The organism is Citrobacter sp. JGM124 (assembly GCF_018257795.1).
Lineage (GTDB): Bacteria > Pseudomonadota > Gammaproteobacteria > Enterobacterales > Enterobacteriaceae > JGM124.
The window spans coordinates 306,934-332,917 of sequence record NZ_JAERJD010000004.1 but is presented as its reverse complement, the minus strand read 5'-3'; the positions used below and the strand labels follow the sequence as shown (position 1 = coordinate 332,917).

The following is a 25,984-nucleotide window of genomic DNA, read 5'->3' as shown; positions in this document are numbered from 1 at the left end:
GTTTTAGCCAGTACGGAGGTGATGGCAGCAGTCAGGGTTGTTTTACCATGGTCAACGTGGCCGATAGTACCGACGTTGACGTGCGGTTTTGTACGTTCAAATTTTTCTTTAGACACGGCTATATTCCTTACTATTGTGCTCTCCCCTTATGGAGAGAGCACGGGATCATTGTATGTAAAACCCGGACTTATTTGCCACGAGCTTCGATTACGGCCTGGGCAACGTTGTTTGGCGCATCATCATACTTCAGGAATTCCATGGAGTAAGATGCACGACCTTTGGTCAGTGAACGCAGCTGAGTTGCATATCCGAACATTTCAGACAATGGAACTTCAGCATGAATAACAACGCCAGTAACGTTGGATTCTTGACCACGCAGCATACCGCGACGACGGCTAAGGTCACCGATAACGTCACCAGTATTCTCTTCAGGCGTTTCAACTTCAACCTTCATGATTGGCTCAAGAAGAACAGGTTTTGCTTTCTTAAAGCCGTCTTTAAAGGCGATAGAAGCAGCCAGTTTAAACGCCAGTTCTGAGGAGTCAACGTCATGGTATGAACCGAAGTGCAGACGTACACCCAGATCAACAACAGGGTAACCCGCCAGTGGACCAGACTTAAGCTGCTCCTGGATACCTTTATCAACGGCAGGGATGTATTCACCAGGAATTACGCCACCTTTGATATCGTTGATGAATTCGTAACCTTTAGGGTTAACACCTGGCTCCAGTGGGTACATGTCGATAACAACATGACCATACTGACCACGACCACCAGACTGTTTAGCATGCTTACCTTCGATATCCGTTACTTTCGCACGGATTGCTTCACGATAAGCTACCTGAGGTTTACCGACGTTTGCTTCAACGTTAAATTCGCGACGCATACGGTCAACGATAATGTCGAGGTGCAGTTCACCCATACCAGCGATGATAGTCTGGTTAGATTCTTCATCAGTCCATACACGGAATGATGGATCTTCTTTCGCCAGACGGCCCAGAGCCAGACCCATTTTTTCCTGGTCAGCTTTGGTTTTTGGTTCTACCGCGATGGAGATTACCGGCTCAGGGAATTCCATACGCTCCAGAATGATAGGTGAGTTAGGGTCACACAGGGTGTCACCAGTAGTCACGTCTTTCAGACCGATTGCAGCCGCGATATCGCCCGCACGAACTTCTTTGATCTCTTCACGTTTGTTAGCGTGCATCTGTACGATACGACCAAAACGCTCACGAGCAGATTTAACCGAGTTCAGCACGGTATCACCGGAATTAACGATACCGGAGTACACGCGGAAGAACGTCAGGTTACCCACAAATGGGTCAGTTGCGATTTTAAACGCCAGAGCAGCAAAAGGCTCGTCGTCACTTGCATGACGTTCTGCAGGCGTATCTTTACCGTCGTCCAGGATACCGTTAATTGCCGGCACATCAACTGGAGAAGGCAGATAATCGATAACTGCATCCAGCATTGCCTGTACGCCTTTGTTTTTAAAGGCTGAACCACAGGTAACCAGGATGATTTCGTTGTTCAGAACACGCTGACGCAGTGCTTTTTTGATCTCTTCCTCGGTCAGCTCTTCGCCACCAAGGTATTTTTCCATCAGCTCTTCAGATGCTTCAGCTGCAGATTCGATCAGGTTCTGGTGCCATTCATCAGCCAGTTCCTGCATATCAGCTGGAATATCTTCATAAGTGAAGGTTACGCCTGCATCTTCTTCATTCCAGTTGATCGCTTTCATTTTCACCAGGTCAACAACACCGGTGAAATGTTCTTCTGCGCCAATTGCTAACTGCAATGGAACAGGAGTCGCGCCCAGACGGGTTTTGATCTGGCCAACAACTTTCAGGAAGTTCGCGCCCATACGGTCCATTTTGTTAACGAACGCAATACGCGGAACTTTATATTTGTTTGCCTGACGCCATACGGTTTCAGACTGCGGCTGAACACCACCAACTGCGCAGTAAACCATCACTGCACCGTCAAGAACACGCATGGAACGTTCTACTTCGATAGTGAAGTCAACGTGTCCCGGGGTGTCGATGATGTTTACACGGTGCGGCTCATACTGTTTAGCCATACCTGACCAAAAAGCCGTGGTCGCAGCAGAAGTAATGGTGATACCACGTTCCTGCTCCTGTTCCATCCAGTCCATTGTGGCTGCGCCATCATGAACTTCACCGATTTTATGGTTTACACCGGTGTAGAACAGAATACGTTCGGTAGTCGTGGTTTTACCGGCGTCGATGTGTGCACTGATACCGATATTACGGTAGCGTGCAATAGGTGTTGTACGAGCCATTTGATTCCTCTTATCCTGGGACGTTCATTAGATAACCCAAAGCGGGCAACTTCATGAAGCGCCCGCTTGGTGACTAACACTACGCTGGTATTATTACCAACGGTAGTGTGCGAACGCCTTGTTGGCTTCGGCCATACGGTGAACGTCTTCACGTTTCTTAACTGCAGTACCTTTGTTCTCTGCAGCATCAGAAAGTTCGTTCGCCAGGCGCAAAGCCATGGATTTATCACCGCGTTTACGAGCAGCTTCTACGATCCAACGCATTGCCAGGGCATTACGACGAACCGGACGGACTTCTACTGGAACCTGATAGGTTGAACCACCCACACGGCGTGATTTAACTTCGACAGTCGGGCGAACGTTGTCCAGCGCGACTTCAAAAGATTCCAGGGCGCTTTTACCAGAACGCTGAGCCAGGGTCTCCAGCGCGGTATAAACGATAGCTTCTGCAGTAGATTTTTTACCATCTACCATCAGGATATTTACAAATTTAGCCAACAACTCTGATCCGAACTTAGGATCTGGCAGAATTTTACGTTGACCAATGACGCGACGACGTGGCATGGAAATACTCCGTTGTTAATTCAGGATTGTCCAAAACTCAAAGAGTTTATTTTGACATTAATTTAAAACGTTTGGCCTTACTTAACGGAGAACCATTAAGCCTTAGGACGTTTCACACCATATTTGGAACGAGCTTGCTTACGGTCTTTAACACCTGAGCAGTCAAGCGCACCGCGAACGGTATGGTAACGTACACCTGGCAGGTCTTTAACACGACCACCACGGATCAGGATCACGGAGTGCTCCTGCAGGTTGTGACCTTCACCACCGATGTAGGAAGTCACTTCAAAGCCGTTAGTCAAACGCACACGGCAAACTTTACGCAGTGCTGAGTTTGGTTTCTTAGGAGTGGTGGTATATACACGAGTACATACACCACGTTTTTGCGGGCAAGCTTCCAGCGCTGGCACGTTGCTTTTAGCAACTTTGCGTGCGCGTGGTTTGCGAACCAGCTGATTAACTGTTGCCATTAAATAGCTCCTGGTTTTAGCTTTTGCTTCGTAAACACGTAATAAATCGACCTCGTATAATACGAGGACGCAGAATTTTAGAGCTGAGTTGAAAAGGTGTCAAGAAATATACAACGATATAATGCTACCAAGCGAAATGTTGCTGATGCTCGACGGCTAATTTAACGAAATCAGCATAGCTAACACAAGGTATTCTGGATGAAAAACGAGCACCCAGCCCACGTGCGGCAATATCTTCTTTCAAGGCACAAACAGGCACCGAAGAAGCCAGCAGAGTCTCAAGGGGTACACTATCCTCTAAGCCTGCTAATACTCCATCTTCTATGAGTAATAAGCAATCCTCTGGCTGTATATAACGTAATATCGTTGTAATGTCATAATGAAAAGGAGAGTAACGGAAAGTGTACAGCATCAGTGCCTCAGAAAGTTAACACGGTATCATATTGGCTGAGTTTCTCATGCAAGCCATCCAGCTCGAGCATATCCACATCAATCACCCACTGAGTATCTTGAGACAAACCCCGCTCACGGGCTGAGGTCGCACAGAGAAAACAACTTTCAATATCGTAAAGTGGCAACACACGAAAAGTAGCAATATGATTCCTCGCCAGCACTCGCTCTGGTTGCTGGTCTGGTAAAAGCTGTAATACACCATCGCCAATGAAAAAAACACCGGGGTCATCAGACAGGGCTGACGTCGCAAGTAATGCATCCAGTCCTTCACGCCCTGCGCTGGTACCATGTGGTGACGAGTGAAAAACAAAAGCGATACGTTTCATTAAAATTGAACCACTCTGTCAACGGTCGCTGCAGCTTCAGCTAAGGCACCCAACCCTGTTAGGGTAAAACCTGTTTGCAAATTACTGACTGTATTGTTTGCGACTTCAGCCTGCTCCGCATCCGTGATGCCACGGCGTAAGGCTGCGGCCACACAAATATTCAGTGCGACATGGTGTTGCTGGTGTAAAGCCTGCCAGGCAAGCACGATGTCAACTTCATCACTGGCTGGTGAAGTGAGCTGATTACCATTATAGACGCCTTCCCGATAGAAAAAGACGCTCTCAAGGGTATGCCCTTCTTCCAGAACCGCCCGGGCAAATAAAAGCGCACTACTGGCCTGTTGAGTGCCGTATGCCGGGCCTGTCACCATCAAAGCAAAACGCATTACTTATCCTGACTGCTGAAATCACCACTTTTGAATTGGCGAATATAGAGATACACCGTGTGTTTAGAAATGTTCAGACGATCGGCAACCTGGTTAATGGCATCTTTAATATCAAAAATACCTTTCTCATAAAGATTAAGGACGATTTGTCGATTCTTGGCATTATTCGCAACAGAACGGTCGATGTTCACCTCTTCAATGGTAAATTCGAGTGTCTGCATCACCAGATCCTCAACAGAAGAGGCAAAGTTCACCGATGATGGCACTTCCTGATCCTGAGTCTCTGGTGGCATGAAGGTCGACATAATTTGCGAAAAAGGAACATCAAGATTCATATTGATACACAACAAACCAATCACACGCTGCTCGCGGTTACGAATAGCAATAGTGACTGACTTCATCAATACTCCGCTTTTAGCGCGAGTAAAATAGCATTTAGATACACTGCTATCTGCATCGGTCATATCATGCAACATCCGCAAGGCAAGATCGGTAATCGGTGAGCCTATTTTTCGCCCAGTATGTTCACCATTAGCAATGCGAATTGCTGAACATTTTAAATCCTGCAACGAATGTAAGACAATCTCACAATGAGGGCCAATCAGCATGGCCAATCCGTCGATAACGGCTTCGTAAGATTTCAGGATATCAAAATCGGCTGCCTCAAAAGGGCGTTGATCCAGTAAATCGAATTCACTGGTTTCATTGGTTAGAAGCGAACTTGACATGCAATTATACCACCCTCTACAGAGAGCCTGTCGCGCTTTATTCGTGTCAGAGCAGACTCATAATCAGTTGTTGCGCAGAGTCTTAAGGTAATACAATGTAAGAGATTCTTTCCAGCTTTTATTGTACTTACCGGAAATCAAGACGCGGAAATGAGACCCCAGAAACAAAACCGCCGCCATGAAGGCAGCGGTATGTACAGCAGCTACTGATTACTTATGCGCAGGAGCTTCTGTCTTGGCTTCCGCGTCAGTCTTGGCTTCTGCCTCTTTCTGAGCCGGTTTAACGTCCAGCAGCTCTACATCAAATACCAGGGTAGAGTTTGGCGGGATACCCGGAACACCATTCGGGCCGTATGCCAGCTCTGGTGGGATAACCAGTTTAATTTTACCGCCTTTCTTGATGTACTTCAGACCTTCAGTCCAGCCTGGAATCACACCATCTAAACGGAAAGACAGTGGCTCATTACGAGTATAAGAGTTATCAAACTCTTTACCATCCGTCAGCGTACCTTTGTAGTTAACAACAACGGTATCGCTATCTTTCAGGGCCTCACCACTACCTTCTTTCTCAACTTTATAGACTAAACCAGTAGAGGATGTCTTACTGCCTTTTTCTTTAGCAAAAGCGTCACGGAAGGCTTTACCTTTCGCTTCACTTTCCTGAGATTCTTTTTTCATTTTCTCTTGAGCGGCAGACTGAACTCTGGCTTCAAAAGCTTGTAAAGATTGCTCAATTTCCTGGTCAGATAATTTGCTCTTATTCGCAAATGCATCCTGCACACCAACAATCAGCTGATCTTTATCCAGTTTAATACCTAACTTTTCTTGCTCCTGCAGCGAGTTTTCCATGTAACGACCCAGTGATGCACCTAAAGCATAGGCCGCTTTTTGGTCGTCATTTTTGAAAGCAGATGCACTGCTTGCAGCAACGTCTTTCGTAGGTTCTGCTGACGCAGCAAACACTGGCGCATTCAGGGCAACAGTCATTGTTGTCGCCAAAAGCGTTACTTTAAATAATGATTTCATCCATTTCTCCATAAGCGGGGCTGCTACCCTACAAATTAAAGTGAGCACAGTTAACTCAATTATAGTGGCGTAAATAAAATCTACACCATATGTCATTAAGTTATCGAGTCAAATTAAGATTATTTTTGTTTAAATAAGTTTCCAGCATTCGCTATTTACACTGGAAAATCTGATGACTTATCGTAAAATCCCCACACTTTGTTCATCAGGCAAGCCGCGAGGGAAATTCCATGGACTCCAAACTCACTGATCAACGGCTCGAAGAGCTGGAAAGTCGTCTTGCTTTCCAGGAACACACAATTGAAGAGTTAAATCAGACAGTTATCGCCCACGAGCTTGAAATGGCTAAATTACGGGATCATCTACGCCTGCTAGTCGAGAAGCTCAAAGCCAGTCAGCCATCAATGGTTGCTTCTCAGGCAGAGGAAGTTCCTCCACCACATTACTGAATTACACACATAAAAAAGGCGTGCCGTGCACGCCTTTTTTCTTAATGCATTAGTGGCAACCACAACCACCGTTGCCACAGCCACCTTTGCCATGATCGTGATCGTGGTCATGGCCATGACCACCACAGCAACCGTCACCGTGCTCATGTTCGTGATCGTGTTCGCCATGAACATGACCATGGGCCAGTTCTTCCGCTGTTGCTTCACGAATCGCGATAACTTCAACGTTAAAACTTAAGTTTTGGCCTGCCAGCATGTGGTTACCATCAACCACAACATGATCGTCTTCCACTCCGGTAATCTCTACCGGTACGGGTCCCTGGTCAGTCTCGGCCATAAAACGCATGCCAACCTGCAACTCATCAACGCCCATAAAGACGTCTTTAGGTACACGCTGAACCAAATTTTCGTCATACTGCCCGTAAGCGTCATTTGCACCGACATTCACGTCAAAGCGATCGCCAATTTCACGACCTTCCAGTGCGGTCTCTAATCCGGAGATCAAAGAACCATGACCGTGCAGATAGTCCAGCGGTGCGCTCACCGGAGACTCATCAACCAATACACCGTCTTCTGTACGTACCTGATAGGCCAGGCTGACCACCAAGTCTTTTGCTACTTTCATGATATCTCCTGCGTGGGCATCGAAAAACTGACGCCGATTGTAGCGGAAATCTCCGCCTGTGTCCCTCTGGCTAAAAAAATCTATATCATTGCTCTAGTCAGGGTGAAAAATACCAATAACTTGCTCTTGTTCACGCACATGTCCCTGTGCTTGTTTATCCACTTCTCGCATTTGGTGGTGACATTTGACACATTCAACAACATCAACAAGATTTTCGCGCCATAGCGCAAGGGAATCTTTAGCCTGACAAGCTGGGCAAACTGCGCCGGCAATAAAACGCTTACGCACTGACATTGATTTCACCTTTTATTCGGGTTCGTCCCAACCATCCAGTCGGCGACGTTCACTCTGCATTTCACGTTCAAAGATCTCTTCAAGCTCACGACGTGCTTCCCGCACCCGAGAAATCTGTGCTTTGTCCGTATGAATCGGCATTAACTCACGCAACATACGCATATCAAGCCGGCGAAAGTGTTGCTGGGCACGATGCGCCTGATGGGGATGCATACCCAATGTCAGTAAAGCTTTACGCCCCAAATCAAGTGCACTGGAGAACGTTTCTCGTGAGAATTGCGTCACACCGGCCTGTAACAATTCGTGAGCTTCAAAACGCCCTCGCGCCCGGGCTAAAATCGCAAGATGAGGAAAATGCTGCTGACAGAGATGAACAATTTTCATCGTGTCTTCGGGATCATTACTGGTAATAACGATTGATTTTGCAGACTCAGCGCCTGCTGAACGCAACAACTCAAGTTCTGTTGCATCGCCGTAATAGACCTTATAGCCATAGCGTCGCATCAAACTCACTGCACTGACATCACGCTCCAGGACTGTAATTCGCATTTTATTCGCCATTAACAGGCGACCAATTACCTGACCAAAACGACCAAACCCGACAATAATAACCTGCGGTTCATCATCTTCTACATGGGGCTTTTCATCGCTTTCTTCAACCGAGTTATAGCGGCGAAAGAGGATTTTATCGATCACTTTCATCAGTAATGGCGTCGTCATCATCGACAGTGTGACAGTGACTAACAACAACGGCATCTGATCGCCATGAAAGATATTCTGTGCAGCAGCCACGGAGAAGAGAACAAAAGCAAACTCCCCTCCCTGACTCAGTACTCCCGAAAACTGTAAGCTTTCTGAAAACCGTAAGCCATAAACTTTAGCCAAACCATATAGCACCAGTATCTTTATCATCACCAGTAAAAATACGCTCAATAGTATCCAGAAAATATTGGTAAATAAGATACCGATGTTGAGCGCCATGCCAACAGAGATGAAAAAGAGCCCCAGCAAGAGTCCCTTAAAGGGATCGATAGCAATTTCAAGCTCGTGTCGATACTCGCTCTCCGCCAGCAGAACACCTGCAAGGAAAGTTCCCAGAGCCATAGAAAACCCGAGCGCTTCCATAAATAATGCAGCGCCAAGTACCAACAAAAGCGAGGCGGCGGTAAAAACCTCACGAACACCAGAAGCGGCTATCAGTCGAAATAAAGGGCGCAGTAGATAGCGGCCGCCAACTAACATGGCTATAAATGCCAGTGCTTTCAGCCCAATAATAACCCAGTCTGGATGCTCGTCACCTTTTCCCGCCAGTAATGGTACCAAGGCCATCGCCGGGATAACCGCCAAGTCCTGAAATAGCAGCACAGAGAAGCCCAACTGCCCGGACTCACTACGATTCATGCCTTTTTCACGCATTAACTGTAGTGCCATTGCAGTAGAGGACATAGCTAAACCAATGCCACCAATAATGGCCGCTTGCCAGGAGAACTTAGCCAATATCAGCAAGCCCCCCAGAATTAAAGCACTAAAAATAACTTGTCCTGCACCAATCCCAAAGATAGATCGCCGGAGCTGCCAAAGTTTGGCCGGGTTAAGTTCCAGACCGATGATAAACATCAGAAAGACGACGCCAAGCTCTGAGAAATGCAGGATTTCATCAACATCACTAATGAAACCGAAACCCCAGGGGCCGATAACGATACCCGCCAGGAGATAGCCCAGCACAGCACCGATCCCCAGACGTGCAGCGATGGGCACAGCAACAACAGCCGCAAATAAAAAAAGAACACCCGCTAACAGGAAATCCGCACCTTCCATTACTGGTCTCCTGCTGATAATGGATTCTGTAGCCACTCAGCATAGGCTTTAGCATGGCTGGCTAATGCCTGACGTGACTGACGCCTTGCCCAATAGATAATCATCGGCGTGATCCAGTTCATACTGCACATTGACGCAGTCAGTTCAAAGGGCAACAGAATGTCCTTCATCGTAACGCGATGAAATCCCCCTTGCCCATATGCGCCTTCTGGCTCACCCGTGGTGATAACACTGCGCCAGGATTTTCCTTTTAGGGCATGCGTTCCGGAACCATTCGCAAAACCACGATGCAATACCCGATCGATCCACTCTTTTAATAACGCCGGGCAGCTATAACTGTAAAATGGATGCTGGAAGACGATGACATCATGCTCTAGTAGTAAAGATTGCTCATGGTTTATATCAATAAAAAAGTCAGGGTAGCGTGCATAGAGGTCATGCACGGTCACATTAGCAAGCTGTTCTACTGGCTTGAGTAAAATGTTGTTGGCTACTGAGTCTTGTGACTCAGGATGGGCGTACAGCAGCAAAACTTTCGGCGGCTGTGGCATGATTCCTCTCCAGGGCGTCGTCATTGTCATTATTTTCGGCTAACATGCAGCCAACCTGCTACTTAAGCAGCATGCTAACTGATAATAATTTACCATACTCTGGACTGATGGCGCGTTATGATTGTTTTCTCTTCGTTACAAATTCGCCGTGGCACCCGAGTCCTGCTGGACAACGCGACCGCCACGATTAATACAGGCCAGAAAGTGGGCCTGGTGGGTAAGAACGGCTGTGGGAAGTCGACCTTACTGGCACTACTGAAACATGAAATCAGCCCCGATGGCGGCAGCATGAATTACCCTGCTAACTGGCAACTGGCTTGGGTTAATCAGGAGACGCCTGCCCTGGCAATACCTGCTATTGAATACGTTATCGATGGCGATCGTGAATTCCGCCAACTGCAAACTGAATTAGAATCAGCAAACGCATGTAACGATGGCCATAAGATTGCGATCATTCATGGAAAACTGGACGCTGTTGACGCCTGGACTATTCGCTCACGGGCAGCCAGCCTGCTCCATGGTCTGGGATTCAGTAATGAACAGCTTGAACGCCCGGTGAGTGACTTTTCCGGTGGCTGGCGGATGCGTCTTAACCTTGCCCAGGCCCTGATTTGTCGTTCTGACTTGCTGTTGCTCGATGAGCCTACTAACCACCTTGACCTGGATGCAGTGATCTGGCTGGAACGCTGGTTAAAAAGCTATCAGGGAACCTTAATCCTCATTTCCCATGATCGTGACTTTCTTGACCCAGTAGTCGACAAAATTATTCATATCGAACAGCAGAGTCTGTTCGAGTATACCGGTAACTATTCATCATTTGAGCTACAGCGCGCGACACGTCTGGCACAACAACAATCCCAGTATGAAAACCAGCAACTCAAAGTCGCACATTTGCAAAGCTTTATTGACCGTTTTAAAGCAAAAGCGTCAAAAGCCAGGCAGGCTCAAAGTCGCGTTAAAATGCTGGAGCGGATGGAGCTGATAGCGCCAGCGTTGGTTGATAACCCCTTTCATTTCAGCTTCCGTGCACCAGAAAGTTTGCCCACGCCATTGCTTCGTATGGAGAAAGTCAGTGCAGGCTATGGTGATCGTACTATTCTCAATTCCATAAAATTGAATCTGGTGCCTGGTTCACGAATTGGGTTACTGGGTCGTAATGGTGCAGGTAAATCGACACTGATTAAACTGCTGGCGGGTGAGTTAGAGCCATTACAGGGTGAAATGAATCTGGCGAAAGGCATTAAACTGGGTTACTTCGCCCAGCACCAGCTAGAGTATTTAAGGGCGGATGAATCACCGCTTCAACATTTAGCGCGCCTGGCCCCCAAGGAACTGGAACAACAGTTACGAGATTACCTGGGCGGATTTGGCTTCCAGGGAGATAAAGTGACTGAACACACGGGGCGTTTCTCCGGGGGGGAAAAAGCCCGGCTGGTGTTAGCCCTGGTGGTCTGGCAACGCCCCAACCTGCTGCTGCTTGATGAGCCCACCAACCACCTTGACCTCGACATGCGTCAGGCTTTAACTGAAGCACTGATTGATTTTGAAGGTGCGCTGGTTGTGGTTTCCCATGATCGTCATTTATTGCGTTCAACCACTGATGAACTCTACTTAGTTCATGATGGTAATGTCGGTGTTTTCGATGGCGATATTGAAGATTACCAGCAATGGCTGAGTACGATACAAAAACAAGAGAACCAACCCGAAGAATCACCCAAAGATAATGCTAACAGTGCATTAGCACGTAAAGACCAGAAACGTCGCGAAGCAGAGCGTCGTACCCAGACTCAGCCATTACGTAAAAAACTTATCCAGCTGGAAAAACAGATGGAAAGCTTAACCATCGAGCTCACGACTGCAGAAGATAAACTGGCAGACAGTGATATCTATAGCCAGAGCCGTAAAGATGAAATGAATGAGTGTCTGAAGGCACAGGCAAAGGCGAAGTCAGCGCTGGAAGAGTGTGAAATGGAGTGGCTGGAGATCCAGGAGCAACTGGAGCTGATGTTGCAAGGGGATTAAGTCAGTAGGGGCAAGATTACCGAGCCCCTGAACCTGCAACTAGTACCAGATAAGTACGACACATGCGGCGGTCAGTAGCCCCATAAAGATATTAAATATCATCCATGCCCGGTGACTACGTAAAAACAGACCAATAAAGCTACCGAAAAGGAGCCATATAATCCCGGAAACGATGTTCACTGAGGCAATACCCAGACTTATCATTGCCACAGAGTGCAAATAGGCCGAGCCAACAACACTAAAGCTCGCCACTGCACCAAGTGCCATAATCCATGCTTTCGGGTTGATAACTTGGAGCAATCCGCCTTGCCAAAAGGGGATAGGCGCCGTGGTCGTTGCATTTGTATCGAGACGTTCATATTTTGCCGTCGCAATTTTCCAGGAAAGCCATAAAAGATAGGCGCTCCCGGCTATTTTTAAGATAAGGTGCAACGCAGGGTAGAGCAGAAGTAAACTGCCGACCCCAAAAGCAACCAGAATTAAAATAAATTGCATGCCAAGCATAATGCCCAGCATTAATGGCAAACTGCGAATAAAACCAAAATTCGCACCTGCAGCAGTAAGTAACGTATTATTGGGGCCTGGTGTAATGGCGGCAACCCAAAGAAAACCGAGCATTGAAAGAAATAAAGTTACGTCCATGAAGTGGGAGCTCCCCCCCAGTTAACTCATTAGCGAATTAAATGAAACTAACAGTGTGATATGTCTAGTACAAGATCTTTAGAATTACACGTTCAATATGATGAGGATGATGATTTCCACCCGATGCGTGGAATGAGTAACCCTCACCTGCAGACTATGCTGCCGCGTCTGATTCGTCGACGTCTTAATTTCACACCACACTGGCAACGTCTGGATATGCCTGATGGTGACTTTGTCGATCTCGCCTGGAGTGAAGATCCACAAACTGCATTGCATAAACCTCGTCTCGTGGTATTTCATGGACTCGAAGGGAGTCTGTACAGCCCCTATGCCCATGGTTTGATAGAAGCAGCAAAGAAACGAGGCTGGCTTGGTGTAGTGATGCATTTTCGTGGCTGTAGCGGTGTTCCTAATCGTAGCAAACGTATTTACCACTCTGGTGAAATTGAAGATGGTAGCTATTTTCTCTCCTGGCTCAATCAACGCTATGGTACCGTCCCTACCGCGGCGGTAGGGTATTCATTAGGCGGTAATATGTTAGCCTGTTTGATGGCAAAACAAGGGGCAGAATGCACGCTTCAGGCGGGGGTCATTGTTTCTGCGCCATTAATGTTGGAGCAGTGTTGCTACCATATGGAACAGGGGTTTTCTCGTTTCTATCAGCACTATTTGTTGAATTTGCTGAAGAAGAACGCCTCGCGAAAATTAAAAAGTTACCCGGGAACCTTGCCAATCGACTTACGCCAGCTAAAAAGCCTGCGCCGTATTCGTGAATTTGACGACCTTATCACCGCGAAAATCCATGGCTTCGCCGATGCCCTGGATTACTATCGCCAGTGTAGCGCCATGCCAATGTTGCCCGATATTCGTGTGCCTGCACTAATCATTCATGCTAAAGATGACCCATTTATGGATCATCATGTGATCCCGGATACAACATTACTCCCCACGAATATTCATTATCAGCTGACTCAGCACGGTGGCCATGTTGGCTTTGTTGGAGGAACACTGCTAAAGCCGCAAATGTGGCTGGAGAAACGCATTCCTGACTGGTTAACCCACTATCTGGACAATTAAGATGATTATTCCCTGGCAAGAGGTTGCACCTGAAACACTCGACAGCCTGATAGAATCTTTTGTATTACGTGAAGGCACCGACTATGGTGAACAAGAACGTACGCTGGTGCAAAAAGTCGCCGATGTAAAACAGCAATTACACAGTGGGGAGGCTGTACTGGTATGGTCCGAACTTCACGAGACCGTTAATATCATGCCCCGGGGGCAATTTCGCGGCTGATGTTCTGGGATAAAGAACAATCCGCGCGGTAAAAAAGTGTACGGTCATTCGGTGTGAAACCTTATTCAGCTTACCCACGGAGTTGTGTTATGTCAGCAAAACACCCGATTATTGCGGTAACGGGTTCCAGCGGTGCAGGAACCAGCACGACCAGCCAGGCATTTCGTAAAATTTTCCAGCAGCTTAAGTTACATGCTGCAGAAGTCGAAGGGGATAGTTTTCATCTTTACACCCGCCCTGAGATGGATATGGCTATTCGTAAAGCACGCGATGCGGGTCGGCATATTTCCTATTTTGGCCCTGAAGCTAACGACTTTAAATTACTGGAACAGACCTTCATTGAATACGGTCAAACAGGCCAGGGGAAATCTCGCAAGTACCTGCATACCTACGATGAGGCAGTTCCATGGAACCAGGTTCCGGGGACTTTTACTCCATGGCAGCCACTACCTGAGTCCAGTGACGTATTATTCTATGAAGGGCTACATGGTGGCGTAGAAACCCCTCAGCATAATGTAGCCGCCTGTGTGGACTTATTGGTGGGCGTCGTGCCCATTGTCAACCTGGAGTGGATTCAGAAACTGGTACGCGACACCAGTGAGCGAGGCCATTCACGGGAAGCAGTAATGGGGTCGGTTGTCCGCTCGATGGATGATTATATCAACTATATTACTCCCCAATTCTCACGAACCCACATTAACTTCCAGCGTGTCCCTACGGTCGACACTTCGAATCCGTTCGCTGCGAGAGCCATTCCCTCAATGGATGAAAGCTTTGTCGTCATTCACTTCCGTGGTCTCGATCATATTGATTTTCCATATTTATTGACGATGCTGCAGGGCTCATTTATTTCGCACATCAATACGATAGTTGTTCCAGGGGGGAAAATGGGGCTGGCTATGGAACTCATTATGATGCCACTGGTTCAACAACTAGTGACAAAAAGTAAACAAGCATAAAAACAGAAAGCGGTATAGAGAGCGGAAGACTCCGCTCTCCCGGGGAAAGTTATCCCTCAGTGATTTCGTAACTGTGGGTGATATTCACCGCTTTTTCCAGCATCAGAGCGACTGAACAGTACTTCTCTGCCGATAGCTCGACGGCACGTAAAACAGCACTCTCTTTCAGTTCATGACCGGTGACAATAAAGTGCAGATTAATATGGGTAAATAAACGAGGGGCTTCAGTTCGACGCTCTGAGGTCAGTTTGACTTCACAGTGCGTCACTGACTGGCGCCCTTTCTGTAAAATAGAGACGACATCAATAGCACTACATCCTCCGGCGGCCATTAGCACCATCTCCATTGGGCTGGGTGCTTTTTCACCCGCATTGCCGTCCATTAAAATCTGATGTCCGGAAGCTGACTCACCAATGAATGTTAACCCTTCAACCCATTTGACTCGAGCCTGCATTATAATAACTCCTGTTTGAGAATATTTTTGTTTACTGAACGGGTACAAAAAACCTGAATAAGACGACCTGGGTCATGCTGAAACGAGACAATAGGAGACACTCGTTGAAAGCTATGCTACAACACTTTGGATGCTGGAGCTGAATAATGACGTGAAACAGGTACACAGAGAACAATAAAGAACGACAGGTTATATAAACACTCTGCTCACGACTTATCAGAATGTAAAGATTTACTATTGAAACACCAGAGACAGACACTTTCACTCTTGTTTTTGGTCGTCAGTTTATAACAGAGGATAATCACGCATGGTGCTTGGCAAACCGCAAACAGACCCTACCTTAGAATGGTTCTTGTCCCATTGCCACATTCATAAGTATCCATCCAAGAGTACGCTTATCCACCAAGGGGAAAAAGCGGAAACGCTCTACTATATTGTCAAAGGTTCAGTCGCTGTTTTAATCAAAGATGAAGAGGGCAAGGAAATGATCCTCTCTTATCTTAACCAGGGCGATTTCATTGGCGAACTAGGCTTGTTTGAAGAAGGCCAGGAGCGCAGCGCCTGGGTTCGGGCGAAAACGGCTTGTGAAGTTGCTGAAATTTCCTATAAGAAATTCCGGCAGTTGATCCAGGTGAATCCGGATATTCTGATGAGACTCTCTTCCCAGATGGCTCGTCGCCTGCAAGTCACATCAGAAAAAGTGGGTAACCTGGCTTTCCTTGATGTCACAGGACGTATTGCCCAGACCTTACTTAATCTGGCCAAACAACCTGATGCCATGACCCACCCGGATGGCATGCAGATCAAAATCACACGCCAGGAAATCGGTCAAATTGTCGGCTGCTCACGCGAGACAGTAGGACGCATTCTAAAAATGCTTGAAGATCAGAATCTGATCTCCGCACACGGTAAAACGATTGTCGTTTACGGCACCCGTTAACCGGGATCGGGGGATATCACTACGGTGGTATCCCCCTTTTTGTCTTTCGGGCATCGTACACCTGCCATTATGCCAATACGCTGTATTTAAAGATCAATGTACAATCGCAGTAGCATAAGTAAAACATCCTTCCCACCAACTGAAGATAACGGTCTATGTGGCGTCGACTGATTTATCACTCAGAAGTAAATTACGCTCTACGACAAACATTACTACTTTGCATTCCCGTGATTATCGGTTTGCTGACGGATACGCTTCGCTACAGCCTGTTGTTCGCATTGGTTCCTGTCTGCTGTAACCTCGCCGGCCTGGATACCCCGCACAGACGTTTCTTCAGAAGATTAGTCATTGGTGCCAGCTTGTTTGCTCTCTGCAGCCTGGTGATGCAACTACTGCTGTTTTATACCGCTGTACCATTGCCCGTTATCTTATTCTTTATAGCTCTGTCATTGGGGATCTGTGCCGAAGCGGGGGCGCTGAATGCCCGTCTGTTTCCTGGCTCATTAGTGGTGGCCATCTTTACCCTTGCGCTGGTCGGTAATATCTCTATCGGAAAGACAATCGCCCTTTACGTCACAGGGACCATTTGGTACGGCGTCTTCAATTGGTTCTGGTTTCGTATATGGCGTGAACAACCCCTGCGAGAGTCATTAAGCCAGCTCTATCTGCTGCTGGCTGATTACTGTGAGGCGAAGTACAGCTCGCTGAATAAACACATGGATCCTGAAGTCACATTACCGCCACTACTGATCCGCCAGCAAAAAACTGTTGATGCAATAACTCTGTGTTATCAGCAGCTATACATGTTATCCGGAAGTAAACACCAGGATGATAATCCGTTGGTAAAAATGTTCCAGATAGCCATTGATTTACAAGAACATATCTCAGTCAGTTTGTACAAGCCCGAAGAAGTGCAGAAGCTAATCAACCAGAGTAATGCTGAAGCCGTCATTCGCTGGAATGCATGCACGATTGCCAACAGGCTGCGTACCCTGGCCGATGATATTCTTTATCACCATCCGATTGATCAATTTAATATGGATATGCAGATATCCGCACTGGAAAAAATCGCCCGCCAGCATCCGAATAACTCAGCGGCGTATTTTTGCTATTCCCATCTCAGCCGTATTGCTCAAGCGTTGTCTACGCAAAAACCCTTGTATACCCGTGGCTTAATAGGCGAACCCCTGCGCCCGCCGACGGTTTTCCAGATACTCAAAAATTATTGCTCCTTGAAGTCGGCCTCGTTACGCAATGCTGCCAGACTGGGGGTCATGCTCGCCATTGCCAGTTTATTAGGCTCATATTTGCATCTGCCTAAGTCGTACTGGATTTTAATGACGGTGATGTTTGTCACTCAAAACGGTTACGGGGCAACTCGGGTGCGTATTGTACACCGCGCTGCAGGGACGATCGCAGGCTTGTGCGTTGCTGGAGTCACATTGCACTTTCATATCCCTGACAGTTATACCCTACTCGCCATGCTGGCTATTACTCTGGTGAGTTATCTCTATATCCGCCGAAGCTATGGCTGGGCCACGATTGGCTTCACTGTCACGACCGTTTACACCCTCCAGCTGGTCGCCCTTAATGGGGAGCAATTTATCATTCCGCGTCTGATTGATACCCTACTCGGCTGTTTTATCGCTTTCGGTGGAATGATTTGGCTCTGGCCCCAGTGGCAAAGTGGCTTACTGCGTCAAAATGCACATGATGCTCTGAGTGCCTACCAGGATGCGATTCAACTGATGCTGGAGCCAGATCCACAACTTAGCCAGCTCTCATACCAGCGTATGCGTGTTAATCAGGCCCATAATGCCCTGTTCAATACATTTACCCAGGCAATGCAAGAACCCGGCTTCAATAACCATTATCTTGCTGATATGAGACTCTGGGTAACCCATAGCCAGTTCATTGTGGAGCATATCAATGCAATGACGGGCCTGGTGGGTGAAAAAGACGCACTGTCACCCGAGAAAAAGCAGTACTACCAACAACTGTGCGGCAGTGCATTGCAACGTTGTCAGCAGCGTCTGGACTATGATGGTGAAGCGGAGAACGAAACGCCCGGCGAACAAAACATTCTGGAGACTTGTGAGGATCCAGAGGCGCCACATACTGTGATGGAGCAACATCTACAGCGCATTCTTGGCCATCTGAGCACGATGCACTCTATTTCTTCAGTTGCCTGGAAACAGCGGCCTCACGGATGGATAAGCCGCCATTTACAGAGCCCGCATTAATGATTGTGAGCAACAAGCTCCGCAACCGCATGTTCAAAACGTTCCATCCCTGCCTGAATATCTGCCGTTTCAATATTAAGAGCGGGGGCGAAGCGTAGCACATCGGGCCCGGCATTAAGTATCATGACCCCAGCATTGGCTGCCGCATATAAAAAATCGCGGGCTCGTCCTTTAAATGCCGGTTTTAACTCAGCACCGATCAGCAACCCCATGCCGCGAATATCGTCGAAAATAGCATACTTATCATCTATTTTCTGTAAGTTATCAATAAATTGCTGATGTCGTGCCATTACCCCGTGTAGCAATTCCGGCGTATTGATGATATCAAAGGCTGCGCCCGCAACCGCACAGGCCAATGGGTTACCCCCATAGGTTGAACCATGGCTGCCGACATGAAACGCAGAGGCAATTTCATGTGTGGTCAGCATCACACTAACAGGGAAACCACCACCGAGAGCCTTAGCACTGGTCAGAATATCCGGGGTCACACCGTAATTCATATAAGCGAACAATTGACCCGTACGCCCCATACCAGACTGAACTTCATCAAAGACCAGCAAGGCATCATATTCATCACACAGTGTACGCAACCCTTGCAAAAATTCAGGCGTTGCTGCCGTAACACCACCTTCTCCCTGAATCGGTTCGACTACTACCGCGCAAGTATGGTCATCCATTACGGCTTTGACGGCGGCCAAATCGTTAAAAGGCACATGGATGATATCCGCGGGTTTCGGCCCAAATCCATCTGAGTACTTGGCCTGTCCCCCCACGGAAACGGTAAACAACGAACGCCCATGAAATGCATTATAGAATGCGATAATCTTGCTCTTAAATGGGCTATGCCGCGTAGATGCGTAGTAACGGGCTAGTTTGAAGGCTGTCTCATTGGCTTCAGTGCCCGAATTAAGGAAAACCACCCTTTCTGCAAAAGTGGCTGCAGTGAGTTTTTTGGCCAGTTTTAATGCAGGTTCATTGGTGAAGACATTACTGGTATGCCACAGCATTTCACTCTGTGTTTTTAAAGCATCAACCAGAGCAGGATGACAATGCCCTAATGCAGTGACCGCGATCCCGCCAGCAAAATCAACATACTCTTTTCCCTGCTGATCCCAGACTCGGCTACCCTTCCCCTTTACCGGAATAAATTCTGCCGGTGCATAGATTGGCAAGATGACTTCATCGAAAGTCGATCGAGTTACTGCTGATTTTTCCGCTGCCATTTCATTCCCCACCCATTGACGCACTGATATAAACTGAAATAATAGTCATTAAATATGAATAAAAAATCAAACTAAGGCAAGCGGGAATTTATTCTGCAAGGAAGTTAGCCAATAAAACATGTCCTTGTTCACTCAGAATACTTTCTGGGTGGAACTGTACCCCTTCAACAGGTAATGAACGGTGGCGAATGCCCATGATCTCATGCTTATCCGTCCATGCTGTCACTTCAAACTCATCGGATAATGTCGATGGTTCAATCAGTAAGGAGTGGTAACGCGTCACGGTTAGCGGATTCTTCAGACCACGGAAAACCCCCGTTCCGTTATGCGTAATGTCAGAGGTTTTGCCATGCATAACCTGATTCGCTTTTACAATCGTTGCGCCGAAGACTTGAGCTATCGCCTGATGTCCTAAGCAGACCCCTAATAAAGGGATCTCACCTGCGAATGCCTGTATCGCTGCCAGAGAAATACCAGCTTCATTTGGCGTACAGGGCCCTGGAGAAATGACCAGCCGTTGGGGGGCGAGTAGAGCAATATCCTCAAGGGTGATTTCGTCGTTACGTTTAACAACAACATCAGCCCCTAATTCACAAAAATACTGGTAAAGGTTCCAGGTAAAAGAATCATAGTTATCAATAAGCAGCAGCATGTCAGTCCCAATACCGAAAAGATCCGCGCTATTCTAGTCGTTTTTTGATGCTGAATAAAAATGCTATTGCCAGGGAGATTATTTCATAATCAGTATCTTCACCAGGTGAATCCCGTTTTAAAACCACCATATGATAGCGACCAGCCAGTTTAAATGAGGGGGACCGTTATCAACGTGCTATGCGTATTTGTCAGCTAAGGCATATATGATTGCCGCGGTTTCGACATCAACGTTACCGCTGTAGTCATTCGGTCTGAAATGGAGCTGGAAAGCACGGACCACTGACTTAAAACCTTCATCCGTACCGGCACCTGACACATCATAACCATAGTGTTTTAATTTACTGATGACATCATCGGTTGCTGGCATTCGCTCAAGAAAGAGAGAGGTATACTTGGCTTTCACCTTTTCGTCATACCACGCACCGATCCCATCATCATGAAGTTGCTGCCAGGGGAAAGCGGGGCCAGGATCACTTTTACGCCCCGGGGCAATATCTGAATGCCCAATAATGTTAATCGGTGTGATATCGGGGTAACGCTGAATAATATTCGTGCTCAACGCCTTCACAGCAGATATTTGCTCAGGGCTGAAAGGAGGAAATGTGAAATTTCCGTGCCCGTCATCACGAGCCTGATTTACGATTTCTATTCCGATAGAAGTATCATTAAGATTGTTGCGCCCGCGCCAGGAACTGACACCGGCATGCCAGGCTCGCTCTTTTTCATCAACAAGGTTGAAAATTTTAAGCTCACTATGACCCAATGCCTTGTATGACGGGTCTTCAGGATCAGGAACCAGATAGTGTGCGCTGACCTGACCCCGGGTTAATGACTCTACTGATGTTTTGAAATTAGCAGCGGTGTAGTGCATAACAATAAAACGCACCCTTGAACTGAAGGTCTTTACTGCCCGGTACGTGTTGTAATCCATAGGAATCAGTGTGTTGACTGCCCGTTCAGTACGGCTGTCTGCCTGACGAACTTTATGGAGTTCACACAGCATCACACTCTGTTTTATTGCACCTTCTTGCTGGGGGGTAAGGCGAGTACTTGTCGTTACTTCATTCACTACAGGGATCGTGCTTCCTTCGACTCTTTCTAATGGCATGGACTGTTACCTCATGATGTTCCGAGTCCATGGTATAGCCCTATAGCGATGCGATAACTATCAATTTACGCTGGAAACCTCCACCATAATTAAAACAACAATCGATTGATTAATATAAATAAAATAGAATTGCTACGATATGAATAAGCAGACTACGCAGATATCATTTCTGCGCAATCTGACGGGAATTAAGGCAGGAGTTTTGCGGAAATAATAATGACAGGTTTTGACGGAACATTCTGATAAGGACCTACATCATGCGTCGGAACCTGGGAAATTTTTTCGGCAACATCCATTCCTTTAATCACCTTACCAAAAACTGCATAGCCGAAATCTCTCTGGCCATGATCAAGGAAAGCATTGTCAGCAACGTTGATAAAGAACTGGCTGGTTGCGCTATCTTTGTCAGCGGTACGGGCCATAGAAATAGTGCCACGCGTATTGCGCAGTCCGTTATCGGCTTCATTTTTAATCGGTGGGTTAGGCTGTTTCTGGTTCATATCCTGAGTAAACCCACCACCCTGAATCATAAATCCAGGAATCACGCGGTGAAATGACGTGTTGTTATAAAAACCACTGTTGACGTAATCAACAAAATTTTTGACGGATATTGGCGCTTTTTGGCTGTTTAGTTCCAGCTCAATATTCCCCTCTGAGGTGGCCAACAATACGTGCGGATCACCTTTCGCAGCAAGCGCGGCGGGCGAAAGTGTGGAAAGTGCAAATACAGCTGCAACAGCCGCCAATGTGGATTTGAGCATGAACAGTTCCTTACTAAGACGGTGAGTGGTGCCAGTTGCTTGATTGTAAAGACGAGGAGCGATCGGTGCCAGCCATTTACGGTTATTTACTTTCACACAAATCAACCAATTACTGAAATCGCCAACGCCCTAAAAACCCAAAATGTGATGGAGGTTATGAATCAAATAGCTTTTTTCAGTAAAAGCCATACATTTTATTTAAATAGATCACATTAGTGACTAGACTGTATGAAATTATACGCTGTCAATGCGTTTTACACTTCTATTCTTTGGACATCAATCATGAATAGTATTAGCCGAAATCGTTTACTCTGGATAAGTTTCTTCTCCTACGCTCTGACGGGGGCATTAGTCATTGTCACCGGTATGGTCATGGGTGATATTGCTGAATATTTCAATCAACCCGTCTCCAGTATGAGTAACACTTTTACCTTTCTGAATACGGGGATTTTGCTCGCAATATTTCTGAATGCCTGGCTGATGGAAATCATTCCATTAAAAACTCAGCTGCGTTTCGGCTTTTTACTGATGATCCTGGCGATAGCAGGCCTGATCTTTGGCCATAGCCTGACCGTGTTCTCAGCTGCCATGTTCGTCCTTGGGCTGGTCAGCGGGATTACCATGTCTATTGGTACCTTCCTGATCACTCAAATGTATGAAGGCCGCCAGCGTGGTTCTCGTTTACTCTTTACCGATTCCTTCTTCAGTATGGCTGGAATGATTTTCCCAATGGTTGCCGCGATACTGCTGGCCAGGAGTATCAACTGGTACTGGGTCTACGTCTGCATTGGCCTGATTTACGTTGCGATTTTCTTGCTTACACTGGGTTGTACTTTCCCTGCGTTGGGCAAACACGCACAGACGGATAATCAACCGGTTTCTAAAGAAAAATGGGGAATCGGCGTCCTGTTCCTGGCGATTGCTGCTCTGTGCTATATCCTGGGTCAGCTCGGCTTTATCTCATGGGTACCGGAATATGCTAAAACCCTGGGAATGGATATCAATGAAGCTGGTCAGTTGGTGAGTAATTTCTGGCTCTCTTACATGATTGGTATGTGGGTATTTAGCTTTATCCTGCGCTTCTTCGATTTGCAGCGTATTCTGACCGTACTCGCTGGTGCTGCAGCCGTACTGATGTACCTGTTCAATACCGGTGAGCCTGAATACCTGTCATGGTTTATTCTGGCCCTGGGCTTCTTCTCAAGTGCTATCTACACCACCATCATCACGCTGGGTTCACTGCAAACTAAAATCGCATCCCCTAAACTGGTCAATTTCATCCTGACCTGTGGCACTGTGGGAACCATGTTAACCTTCGTAGTGACCGGCCCTATCGTTGCTCACAGCGGCCCACATGCTGCTCTGCTGACCTCGAATGCTCTGTATGCCGTCGTCTTCGTCATGTGTGTACTGCTCGCTTTCGTCAGCAAACATCATCAGAATCAACCTGAAGGCAATAAGTAACTGCCATCACTGAGCCCCCCTGATTCCCCAGGAATAAGGGGGGCATGGCCGTCAAAAGGTGACTGGCTCCCGCGGACTATTAGAGCGCCAGCGCCTCACAACCCTTCCTTTCTTTGCAGTTTGTATCTTTACACCGTGTTATGGGCTCAATGATATGTAACCATACAGAAAACGCCCCGGCGGTTTTCTGATCACCTGCTTATCACTATATTTTTTGAAGTATTCCTCCAGCCCCTTCTTTTACGCTAAAGAATACGCGCCATCGGTGACAAATGACGTACTGATGAAATGTAAAACACAGGCCTGAGAGGAATAAACGGATAAGAACGATTACGAATACTATATACAGGAAAAGAATAATTGGCTGGGCAGTGATTAACCTGACGGGACGTCGTTTTCTGTTGTAACCCACTAATTATAAATAATGATGCTCTCCCTGACCTGCCGCATAATGATTATTCAGCCGTTATCACCAAAGATCACCTGATTTTATTACCTATTGATAATCAAGAGATATATTTTATATCCAGGGCAGCGCTAATCATGAATGACTTTCCCTTGATTAATAAACCCAGTTAACCAGGGTGATTAAATCATAAAGAATTTTACCTTCTCCACATATCATGGTTCTGTACGCACAGACCAAAGTATTCCTCACTGGTACACCCGTCATGCAAAGTAAGATGCCCATTAAGTGGTCCCATTTAACCGTAGTATTCATATGTTCGGGTTATTGGTATGCTACGCAAAAAAATCGGCACTATAGGTATTTATTGAGGATTCACTGTGGAGCACCTTCCAATATTTTGTCAGTTACGTGGTCGCGCTTGCCTGTTGGTAGGTGGTGGTGCTGTTGCCGAGCGTAAAGCGCGTTTGTTACTCGATGCAGGGGCACGCCTTACTGTAAATGCCAGGCAGTTCTCACCCCAGTTTATTCTCTGGGCAGAGCAAGATATGCTGGTCCTGGCAGAAGGCGATTTCTTGCCTGCGTTACTGGATAACTGCTGGCTGGCGATTGCGGCAACTGATGATGATGCAGTCAATCAAAGCGTTAGTGATGCTGCCGATGAACGACGAATCTTCTGCAATGTGGTTGATGCACCAAAGCAGGCGAGTTTTATCATGCCTTCCATCATCGACAGATCCCCACTGATGGTCGCGATATCCTCCGGTGGAACCTCCCCTGTTCTCGCCCGATTACTGCGAGAAAAACTTGAGTCTCTGCTCCCCTTGCATCTGGGAAAAATTGCTGCTTATGCTGGTACATTACGTGCACGAGTGAAAGAAAAATTCTCAACCATGGCAGAGCGCCGTATGTTCTGGGAAAAGTTCTTCACCAATGACAGACTGGCACAATATTTAGCAAATGAAGACAAGCAGGCGGTTGATAAAGAAACGACATCACTCTTTTCTGCGCCTCTCGATAATCGCGGAGAAGTGGTTCTGGTCGGTGCCGGGCCTGGGGATGCGGGCCTGTTAACGCTGAAAGGCCTGCAACAGATCCAGCAAGCTGATGTAGTGGTGTACGATCGCCTGGTTTCAGACGATATCATGAATCTTGTTCGTCGTGATGCGGACCGTGTCTTCGTCGGTAAACGTGCCGGTTACCATTGTGTCCCTCAGTCAGAGATCAACCAGATCCTGCTTCATGAAGCCAGAAAAGGTAAGCGAGTGGTCAGACTGAAAGGTGGTGATCCCTTTATCTTCGGCCGTGGCGGTGAAGAGTTAGAAACTCTCTGCCATGCTAATATTCCCTTCTCGGTGGTTCCTGGCATTACCGCTGCTTCAGGCTGTTCAGCATACTCCGGGATACCGCTGACACATCGGGATTATGCGCAAAGTATTAGGCTGGTTACCGGGCATTTGAAAAATGGCGATGAGCTTGACTGGGCCAATCTGGCTGCTGAAAAACAGACGCTGGTATTCTATATGGGATTAGGCCAGGCAATTTTTATTCAACAGCAGCTTATTGCTCATGGTATGCAAGGAACCATCCCAGTTGCCCTGGTGGAAAATGGCACGATGGTCAGCCAGAGGGTCGTTGATGGCACACTGGATCAACTCGGAGAACTGGCTAAACAGGTCGAAAGCCCGGCATTAATTATTGTCGGGGCCGTCGTTGGTTTGCGTAACAAACTAAACTGGTTCTCTAATCATTAATGAAATGATAAATAACGCCAGTTGCCGTTTCCGGAAGCAACTGGCGTTGTTGTCATGACCAGTTA

28 protein-coding genes are annotated in these 25,984 nt (G+C 47.1%); 9 read left to right on the top strand and 19 right to left on the bottom strand.

Going from position 1 to position 25,984, the window contains the following annotated elements; translation table 11 throughout:
- From JK154_RS07960 to fkpA, 9 genes are all read right to left on the bottom strand, one after another.
- On the bottom strand, positions 1 to 116 hold a 116-nt coding region (locus JK154_RS07960; RefSeq protein ID WP_249215989.1), incomplete at its 3' end, for a GTP-binding protein.
- A 71-nt stretch (positions 117 to 187) separates the two neighbouring features.
- Positions 188 to 2,302 (bottom strand): elongation factor G, encoded by a 2,115-nt coding sequence (fusA, locus tag JK154_RS07955; RefSeq protein ID WP_211991974.1) that lies wholly within the window; start codon positions 2,300 to 2,302, stop codon positions 188 to 190.
- 93 nt (positions 2,303 to 2,395) lie between these two features.
- Positions 2,396 to 2,866, bottom strand: coding sequence for a 30S ribosomal protein S7 (gene rpsG, locus JK154_RS07950; protein WP_211991973.1), 471 nt, complete (start codon positions 2,864 to 2,866; stop codon positions 2,396 to 2,398).
- Positions 2,867 to 2,961: 95 nt separating this feature from the next.
- Positions 2,962 to 3,336: a 30S ribosomal protein S12 gene (rpsL, locus tag JK154_RS07945; RefSeq protein ID WP_000246815.1), complete on the bottom strand. Its 375-nt coding sequence runs from the start codon at positions 3,334 to 3,336 to the stop codon at positions 2,962 to 2,964.
- Positions 3,337 to 3,460: 124 nt separating this feature from the next.
- The gene (tusB, locus tag JK154_RS07940) at positions 3,461 to 3,748 is read right to left on the bottom strand and encodes a sulfurtransferase complex subunit TusB (protein WP_211991972.1); all 288 of its coding nucleotides are present in this window, start codon (positions 3,746 to 3,748) and stop codon (positions 3,461 to 3,463) included.
- A gap of 7 nt (positions 3,749 to 3,755) precedes the next feature.
- Entirely contained in the window at positions 3,756 to 4,115 is a 360-nt protein-coding gene (gene tusC, locus JK154_RS07935; protein WP_211991971.1) for a sulfurtransferase complex subunit TusC, read from the bottom strand.
- Positions 4,115 to 4,501 carry a sulfurtransferase complex subunit TusD gene (gene tusD / locus JK154_RS07930; protein WP_211991970.1) on the bottom strand — a complete coding sequence of 129 codons (387 nt, stop codon included), beginning with the start codon at positions 4,499 to 4,501 and terminating at the stop codon, positions 4,115 to 4,117. The genes tusC and tusD overlap by 1 nt, the downstream gene beginning before the upstream one ends.
- Positions 4,501 to 5,229 carry a transcriptional regulator gene (locus tag JK154_RS07925; protein ID WP_211991969.1) on the bottom strand — a complete coding sequence of 243 codons (729 nt, stop codon included), beginning with the start codon at positions 5,227 to 5,229 and terminating at the stop codon, positions 4,501 to 4,503. Before JK154_RS07925 ends, tusD begins: the two co-directional genes overlap by 1 nt.
- 210 nt (positions 5,230 to 5,439) lie before the next feature.
- Positions 5,440 to 6,255 carry an FKBP-type peptidyl-prolyl cis-trans isomerase gene (gene fkpA / locus JK154_RS07920; protein ID WP_211991968.1) on the bottom strand — a complete coding sequence of 272 codons (816 nt, stop codon included), beginning with the start codon at positions 6,253 to 6,255 and terminating at the stop codon, positions 5,440 to 5,442.
- Positions 6,256 to 6,485: 230 nt separating this feature from the next.
- Between fkpA and JK154_RS07915 the strand changes: the two genes are divergently transcribed.
- On the top strand, positions 6,486 to 6,704 hold the full coding sequence (locus JK154_RS07915; protein ID WP_211991967.1) for a protein SlyX: 219 nt from the start codon (positions 6,486 to 6,488) through the stop codon (positions 6,702 to 6,704).
- Positions 6,705 to 6,753: 49 nt separating this feature from the next.
- Here the strand turns inward: JK154_RS07915 and slyD are convergent, their stop codons facing one another.
- The 4 genes from slyD to kefG form a co-directional block, all read right to left on the bottom strand.
- Positions 6,754 to 7,329 (bottom strand): peptidylprolyl isomerase, encoded by a 576-nt coding sequence (gene slyD / locus JK154_RS07910; RefSeq protein ID WP_211991966.1) that lies wholly within the window; start codon positions 7,327 to 7,329, stop codon positions 6,754 to 6,756.
- A 93-nt stretch (positions 7,330 to 7,422) separates the two neighbouring features.
- A complete protein-coding gene (locus JK154_RS07905) occupies positions 7,423 to 7,623 on the bottom strand; it encodes a YheV family putative zinc ribbon protein (protein WP_211991965.1) in 201 nt (66 codons plus the stop codon).
- Positions 7,624 to 7,635: 12 nt separating this feature from the next.
- Positions 7,636 to 9,441: a glutathione-regulated potassium-efflux system protein KefB gene (kefB, locus tag JK154_RS07900; protein WP_211991964.1), complete on the bottom strand. Its 1,806-nt coding sequence runs from the start codon at positions 9,439 to 9,441 to the stop codon at positions 7,636 to 7,638.
- Positions 9,441 to 9,992 (bottom strand): glutathione-regulated potassium-efflux system ancillary protein KefG, encoded by a 552-nt coding sequence (kefG, locus tag JK154_RS07895; protein ID WP_211991963.1) that lies wholly within the window; start codon positions 9,990 to 9,992, stop codon positions 9,441 to 9,443. Before kefG ends, kefB begins: the two co-directional genes overlap by 1 nt.
- Positions 9,993 to 10,109: 117 nt before the next feature.
- Here kefG and JK154_RS07890 point away from each other — a divergent pair, with 117 nt between their 5' ends.
- Positions 10,110 to 12,014 (top strand): ABC transporter ATP-binding protein, encoded by a 1,905-nt coding sequence (locus JK154_RS07890; protein ID WP_211991962.1) that lies wholly within the window; start codon positions 10,110 to 10,112, stop codon positions 12,012 to 12,014.
- Positions 12,015 to 12,053: 39 nt separating this feature from the next.
- On the opposite strand, the gene JK154_RS07885 is transcribed toward JK154_RS07890, so the two are convergent.
- The gene (locus JK154_RS07885; protein ID WP_211991961.1) at positions 12,054 to 12,656 is read right to left on the bottom strand and encodes a LysE family translocator; all 603 of its coding nucleotides are present in this window, start codon (positions 12,654 to 12,656) and stop codon (positions 12,054 to 12,056) included.
- A gap of 60 nt (positions 12,657 to 12,716) precedes the next feature.
- Here JK154_RS07885 and JK154_RS07880 point away from each other — a divergent pair, with 60 nt between their 5' ends.
- The 3 genes from JK154_RS07880 (at position 12,717) to JK154_RS07870 (ending at position 14,912) form a co-directional block, all read left to right on the top strand.
- The gene (locus tag JK154_RS07880) at positions 12,717 to 13,733 is read left to right on the top strand and encodes a hydrolase (RefSeq protein ID WP_211991960.1); all 1,017 of its coding nucleotides are present in this window, start codon (positions 12,717 to 12,719) and stop codon (positions 13,731 to 13,733) included.
- Position 13,734: 1 nt separating this feature from the next.
- Entirely contained in the window at positions 13,735 to 13,953 is a 219-nt protein-coding gene (locus JK154_RS07875) for a YheU family protein (protein WP_211991959.1), read from the top strand.
- Between the two features lie 89 nt (positions 13,954 to 14,042).
- Complete coding sequence (locus JK154_RS07870) at positions 14,043 to 14,912, top strand: phosphoribulokinase (protein ID WP_211991958.1); 870 nt, start codon at positions 14,043 to 14,045, stop codon at positions 14,910 to 14,912.
- A gap of 49 nt (positions 14,913 to 14,961) precedes the next feature.
- Here the strand turns inward: JK154_RS07870 and JK154_RS07865 are convergent, their stop codons facing one another.
- Positions 14,962 to 15,366: an OsmC family protein gene (locus tag JK154_RS07865; protein ID WP_211991957.1), complete on the bottom strand. Its 405-nt coding sequence runs from the start codon at positions 15,364 to 15,366 to the stop codon at positions 14,962 to 14,964.
- Positions 15,367 to 15,673: 307 nt separating this feature from the next.
- Between JK154_RS07865 and crp the strand changes: the two genes are divergently transcribed.
- Both crp and JK154_RS07855 read left to right on the top strand, forming a co-directional pair.
- The gene (crp, locus tag JK154_RS07860; protein ID WP_000242758.1) at positions 15,674 to 16,306 is read left to right on the top strand and encodes a cAMP-activated global transcriptional regulator CRP; all 633 of its coding nucleotides are present in this window, start codon (positions 15,674 to 15,676) and stop codon (positions 16,304 to 16,306) included.
- Positions 16,307 to 16,461: 155 nt separating this feature from the next.
- Positions 16,462 to 18,549, top strand: a complete 2,088-nt coding sequence (locus tag JK154_RS07855) for a YccS/YhfK family putative transporter (protein ID WP_211991956.1) — start codon at positions 16,462 to 16,464, stop codon at positions 18,547 to 18,549.
- Here the strand turns inward: JK154_RS07855 and JK154_RS07850 are convergent.
- The 4 genes from JK154_RS07850 to ppiA form a co-directional block, all read right to left on the bottom strand.
- Positions 18,546 to 19,772 (bottom strand): aspartate aminotransferase family protein, encoded by a 1,227-nt coding sequence (locus tag JK154_RS07850; RefSeq protein ID WP_211991955.1) that lies wholly within the window; start codon positions 19,770 to 19,772, stop codon positions 18,546 to 18,548. The two genes, JK154_RS07855 and JK154_RS07850, sit on opposite strands and share 4 nt — an antisense overlap.
- Before the next feature lie 88 nt (positions 19,773 to 19,860).
- A complete protein-coding gene (pabA, locus tag JK154_RS07845) occupies positions 19,861 to 20,424 on the bottom strand; it encodes an aminodeoxychorismate synthase component 2 (RefSeq protein WP_211991954.1) in 564 nt (187 codons plus the stop codon).
- A gap of 177 nt (positions 20,425 to 20,601) precedes the next feature.
- Positions 20,602 to 21,366, bottom strand: coding sequence for an N-acetylmuramoyl-L-alanine amidase (locus tag JK154_RS07840; RefSeq protein ID WP_211991996.1), 765 nt, complete (start codon positions 21,364 to 21,366; stop codon positions 20,602 to 20,604).
- A 356-nt stretch (positions 21,367 to 21,722) separates the two neighbouring features.
- On the bottom strand, positions 21,723 to 22,295 hold the full coding sequence (ppiA, locus tag JK154_RS07835; RefSeq protein WP_211991953.1) for a peptidylprolyl isomerase A: 573 nt from the start codon (positions 22,293 to 22,295) through the stop codon (positions 21,723 to 21,725).
- 282 nt (positions 22,296 to 22,577) lie between these two features.
- Here ppiA and tsgA point away from each other — a divergent pair, with 282 nt between their 5' ends.
- Both tsgA and cysG read left to right on the top strand, forming a co-directional pair.
- On the top strand, positions 22,578 to 23,759 hold the full coding sequence (gene tsgA, locus JK154_RS07830; RefSeq protein WP_211991952.1) for an MFS transporter TsgA: 1,182 nt from the start codon (positions 22,578 to 22,580) through the stop codon (positions 23,757 to 23,759).
- A gap of 786 nt (positions 23,760 to 24,545) precedes the next feature.
- Positions 24,546 to 25,919, top strand: a complete 1,374-nt coding sequence (gene cysG / locus JK154_RS07825) for a siroheme synthase CysG (protein WP_211991951.1) — start codon at positions 24,546 to 24,548, stop codon at positions 25,917 to 25,919.
- Positions 25,920 to 25,984 lie beyond the last annotated feature (65 nt).

Bases quoted from the DNA above. Each gene is read 5' to 3' on its own strand.
- fusA (WP_211991974.1), bottom strand. From the start codon at position 2,302: ATGGCTCGTACAACACCTATTGCACGCTACCGTAATATCGGTATCAGT.
- rpsG (WP_211991973.1), bottom strand. From the start codon at position 2,866: ATGCCACGTCGTCGCGTCATTGGTCAACGTAAAATTCTGCCAGATCCT.
- rpsL (WP_000246815.1), bottom strand. From the start codon at position 3,336: ATGGCAACAGTTAATCAGCTGGTTCGCAAACCACGCGCACGCAAAGTT.
- tusB (WP_211991972.1), bottom strand. From the start codon at position 3,748: ATGCTGTACACTTTCCGTTACTCTCCTTTTCATTATGACATTACAACG.
- tusC (WP_211991971.1), bottom strand. From the start codon at position 4,115: ATGAAACGTATCGCTTTTGTTTTTCACTCGTCACCACATGGTACCAGC.
- tusD (WP_211991970.1), bottom strand. From the start codon at position 4,501: ATGCGTTTTGCTTTGATGGTGACAGGCCCGGCATACGGCACTCAACAG.
- JK154_RS07925 (WP_211991969.1), bottom strand. From the start codon at position 5,229: ATGTCAAGTTCGCTTCTAACCAATGAAACCAGTGAATTCGATTTACTG.
- fkpA (WP_211991968.1), bottom strand. From the start codon at position 6,255: ATGAAATCATTATTTAAAGTAACGCTTTTGGCGACAACAATGACTGTT.
- JK154_RS07915 (WP_211991967.1), top strand. From the start codon at position 6,486: ATGGACTCCAAACTCACTGATCAACGGCTCGAAGAGCTGGAAAGTCGT.
- slyD (WP_211991966.1), bottom strand. From the start codon at position 7,329: ATGAAAGTAGCAAAAGACTTGGTGGTCAGCCTGGCCTATCAGGTACGT.
- JK154_RS07905 (WP_211991965.1), bottom strand. From the start codon at position 7,623: ATGTCAGTGCGTAAGCGTTTTATTGCCGGCGCAGTTTGCCCAGCTTGT.
- kefB (WP_211991964.1), bottom strand. From the start codon at position 9,441: ATGGAAGGTGCGGATTTCCTGTTAGCGGGTGTTCTTTTTTTATTTGCG.
- kefG (WP_211991963.1), bottom strand. From the start codon at position 9,992: ATGCCACAGCCGCCGAAAGTTTTGCTGCTGTACGCCCATCCTGAGTCA.
- JK154_RS07890 (WP_211991962.1), top strand. From the start codon at position 10,110: ATGATTGTTTTCTCTTCGTTACAAATTCGCCGTGGCACCCGAGTCCTG.
- JK154_RS07885 (WP_211991961.1), bottom strand. From the start codon at position 12,656: ATGGACGTAACTTTATTTCTTTCAATGCTCGGTTTTCTTTGGGTTGCC.
- JK154_RS07880 (WP_211991960.1), top strand. From the start codon at position 12,717: ATGTCTAGTACAAGATCTTTAGAATTACACGTTCAATATGATGAGGAT.
- JK154_RS07875 (WP_211991959.1), top strand. From the start codon at position 13,735: ATGATTATTCCCTGGCAAGAGGTTGCACCTGAAACACTCGACAGCCTG.
- JK154_RS07870 (WP_211991958.1), top strand. From the start codon at position 14,043: ATGTCAGCAAAACACCCGATTATTGCGGTAACGGGTTCCAGCGGTGCA.
- JK154_RS07865 (WP_211991957.1), bottom strand. From the start codon at position 15,366: ATGCAGGCTCGAGTCAAATGGGTTGAAGGGTTAACATTCATTGGTGAG.
- crp (WP_000242758.1), top strand. From the start codon at position 15,674: ATGGTGCTTGGCAAACCGCAAACAGACCCTACCTTAGAATGGTTCTTG.
- JK154_RS07855 (WP_211991956.1), top strand. From the start codon at position 16,462: ATGTGGCGTCGACTGATTTATCACTCAGAAGTAAATTACGCTCTACGA.
- JK154_RS07850 (WP_211991955.1), bottom strand. From the start codon at position 19,772: ATGGCAGCGGAAAAATCAGCAGTAACTCGATCGACTTTCGATGAAGTC.
- pabA (WP_211991954.1), bottom strand. From the start codon at position 20,424: ATGCTGCTGCTTATTGATAACTATGATTCTTTTACCTGGAACCTTTAC.
- ppiA (WP_211991953.1), bottom strand. From the start codon at position 22,295: ATGCTCAAATCCACATTGGCGGCTGTTGCAGCTGTATTTGCACTTTCC.
- tsgA (WP_211991952.1), top strand. From the start codon at position 22,578: ATGAATAGTATTAGCCGAAATCGTTTACTCTGGATAAGTTTCTTCTCC.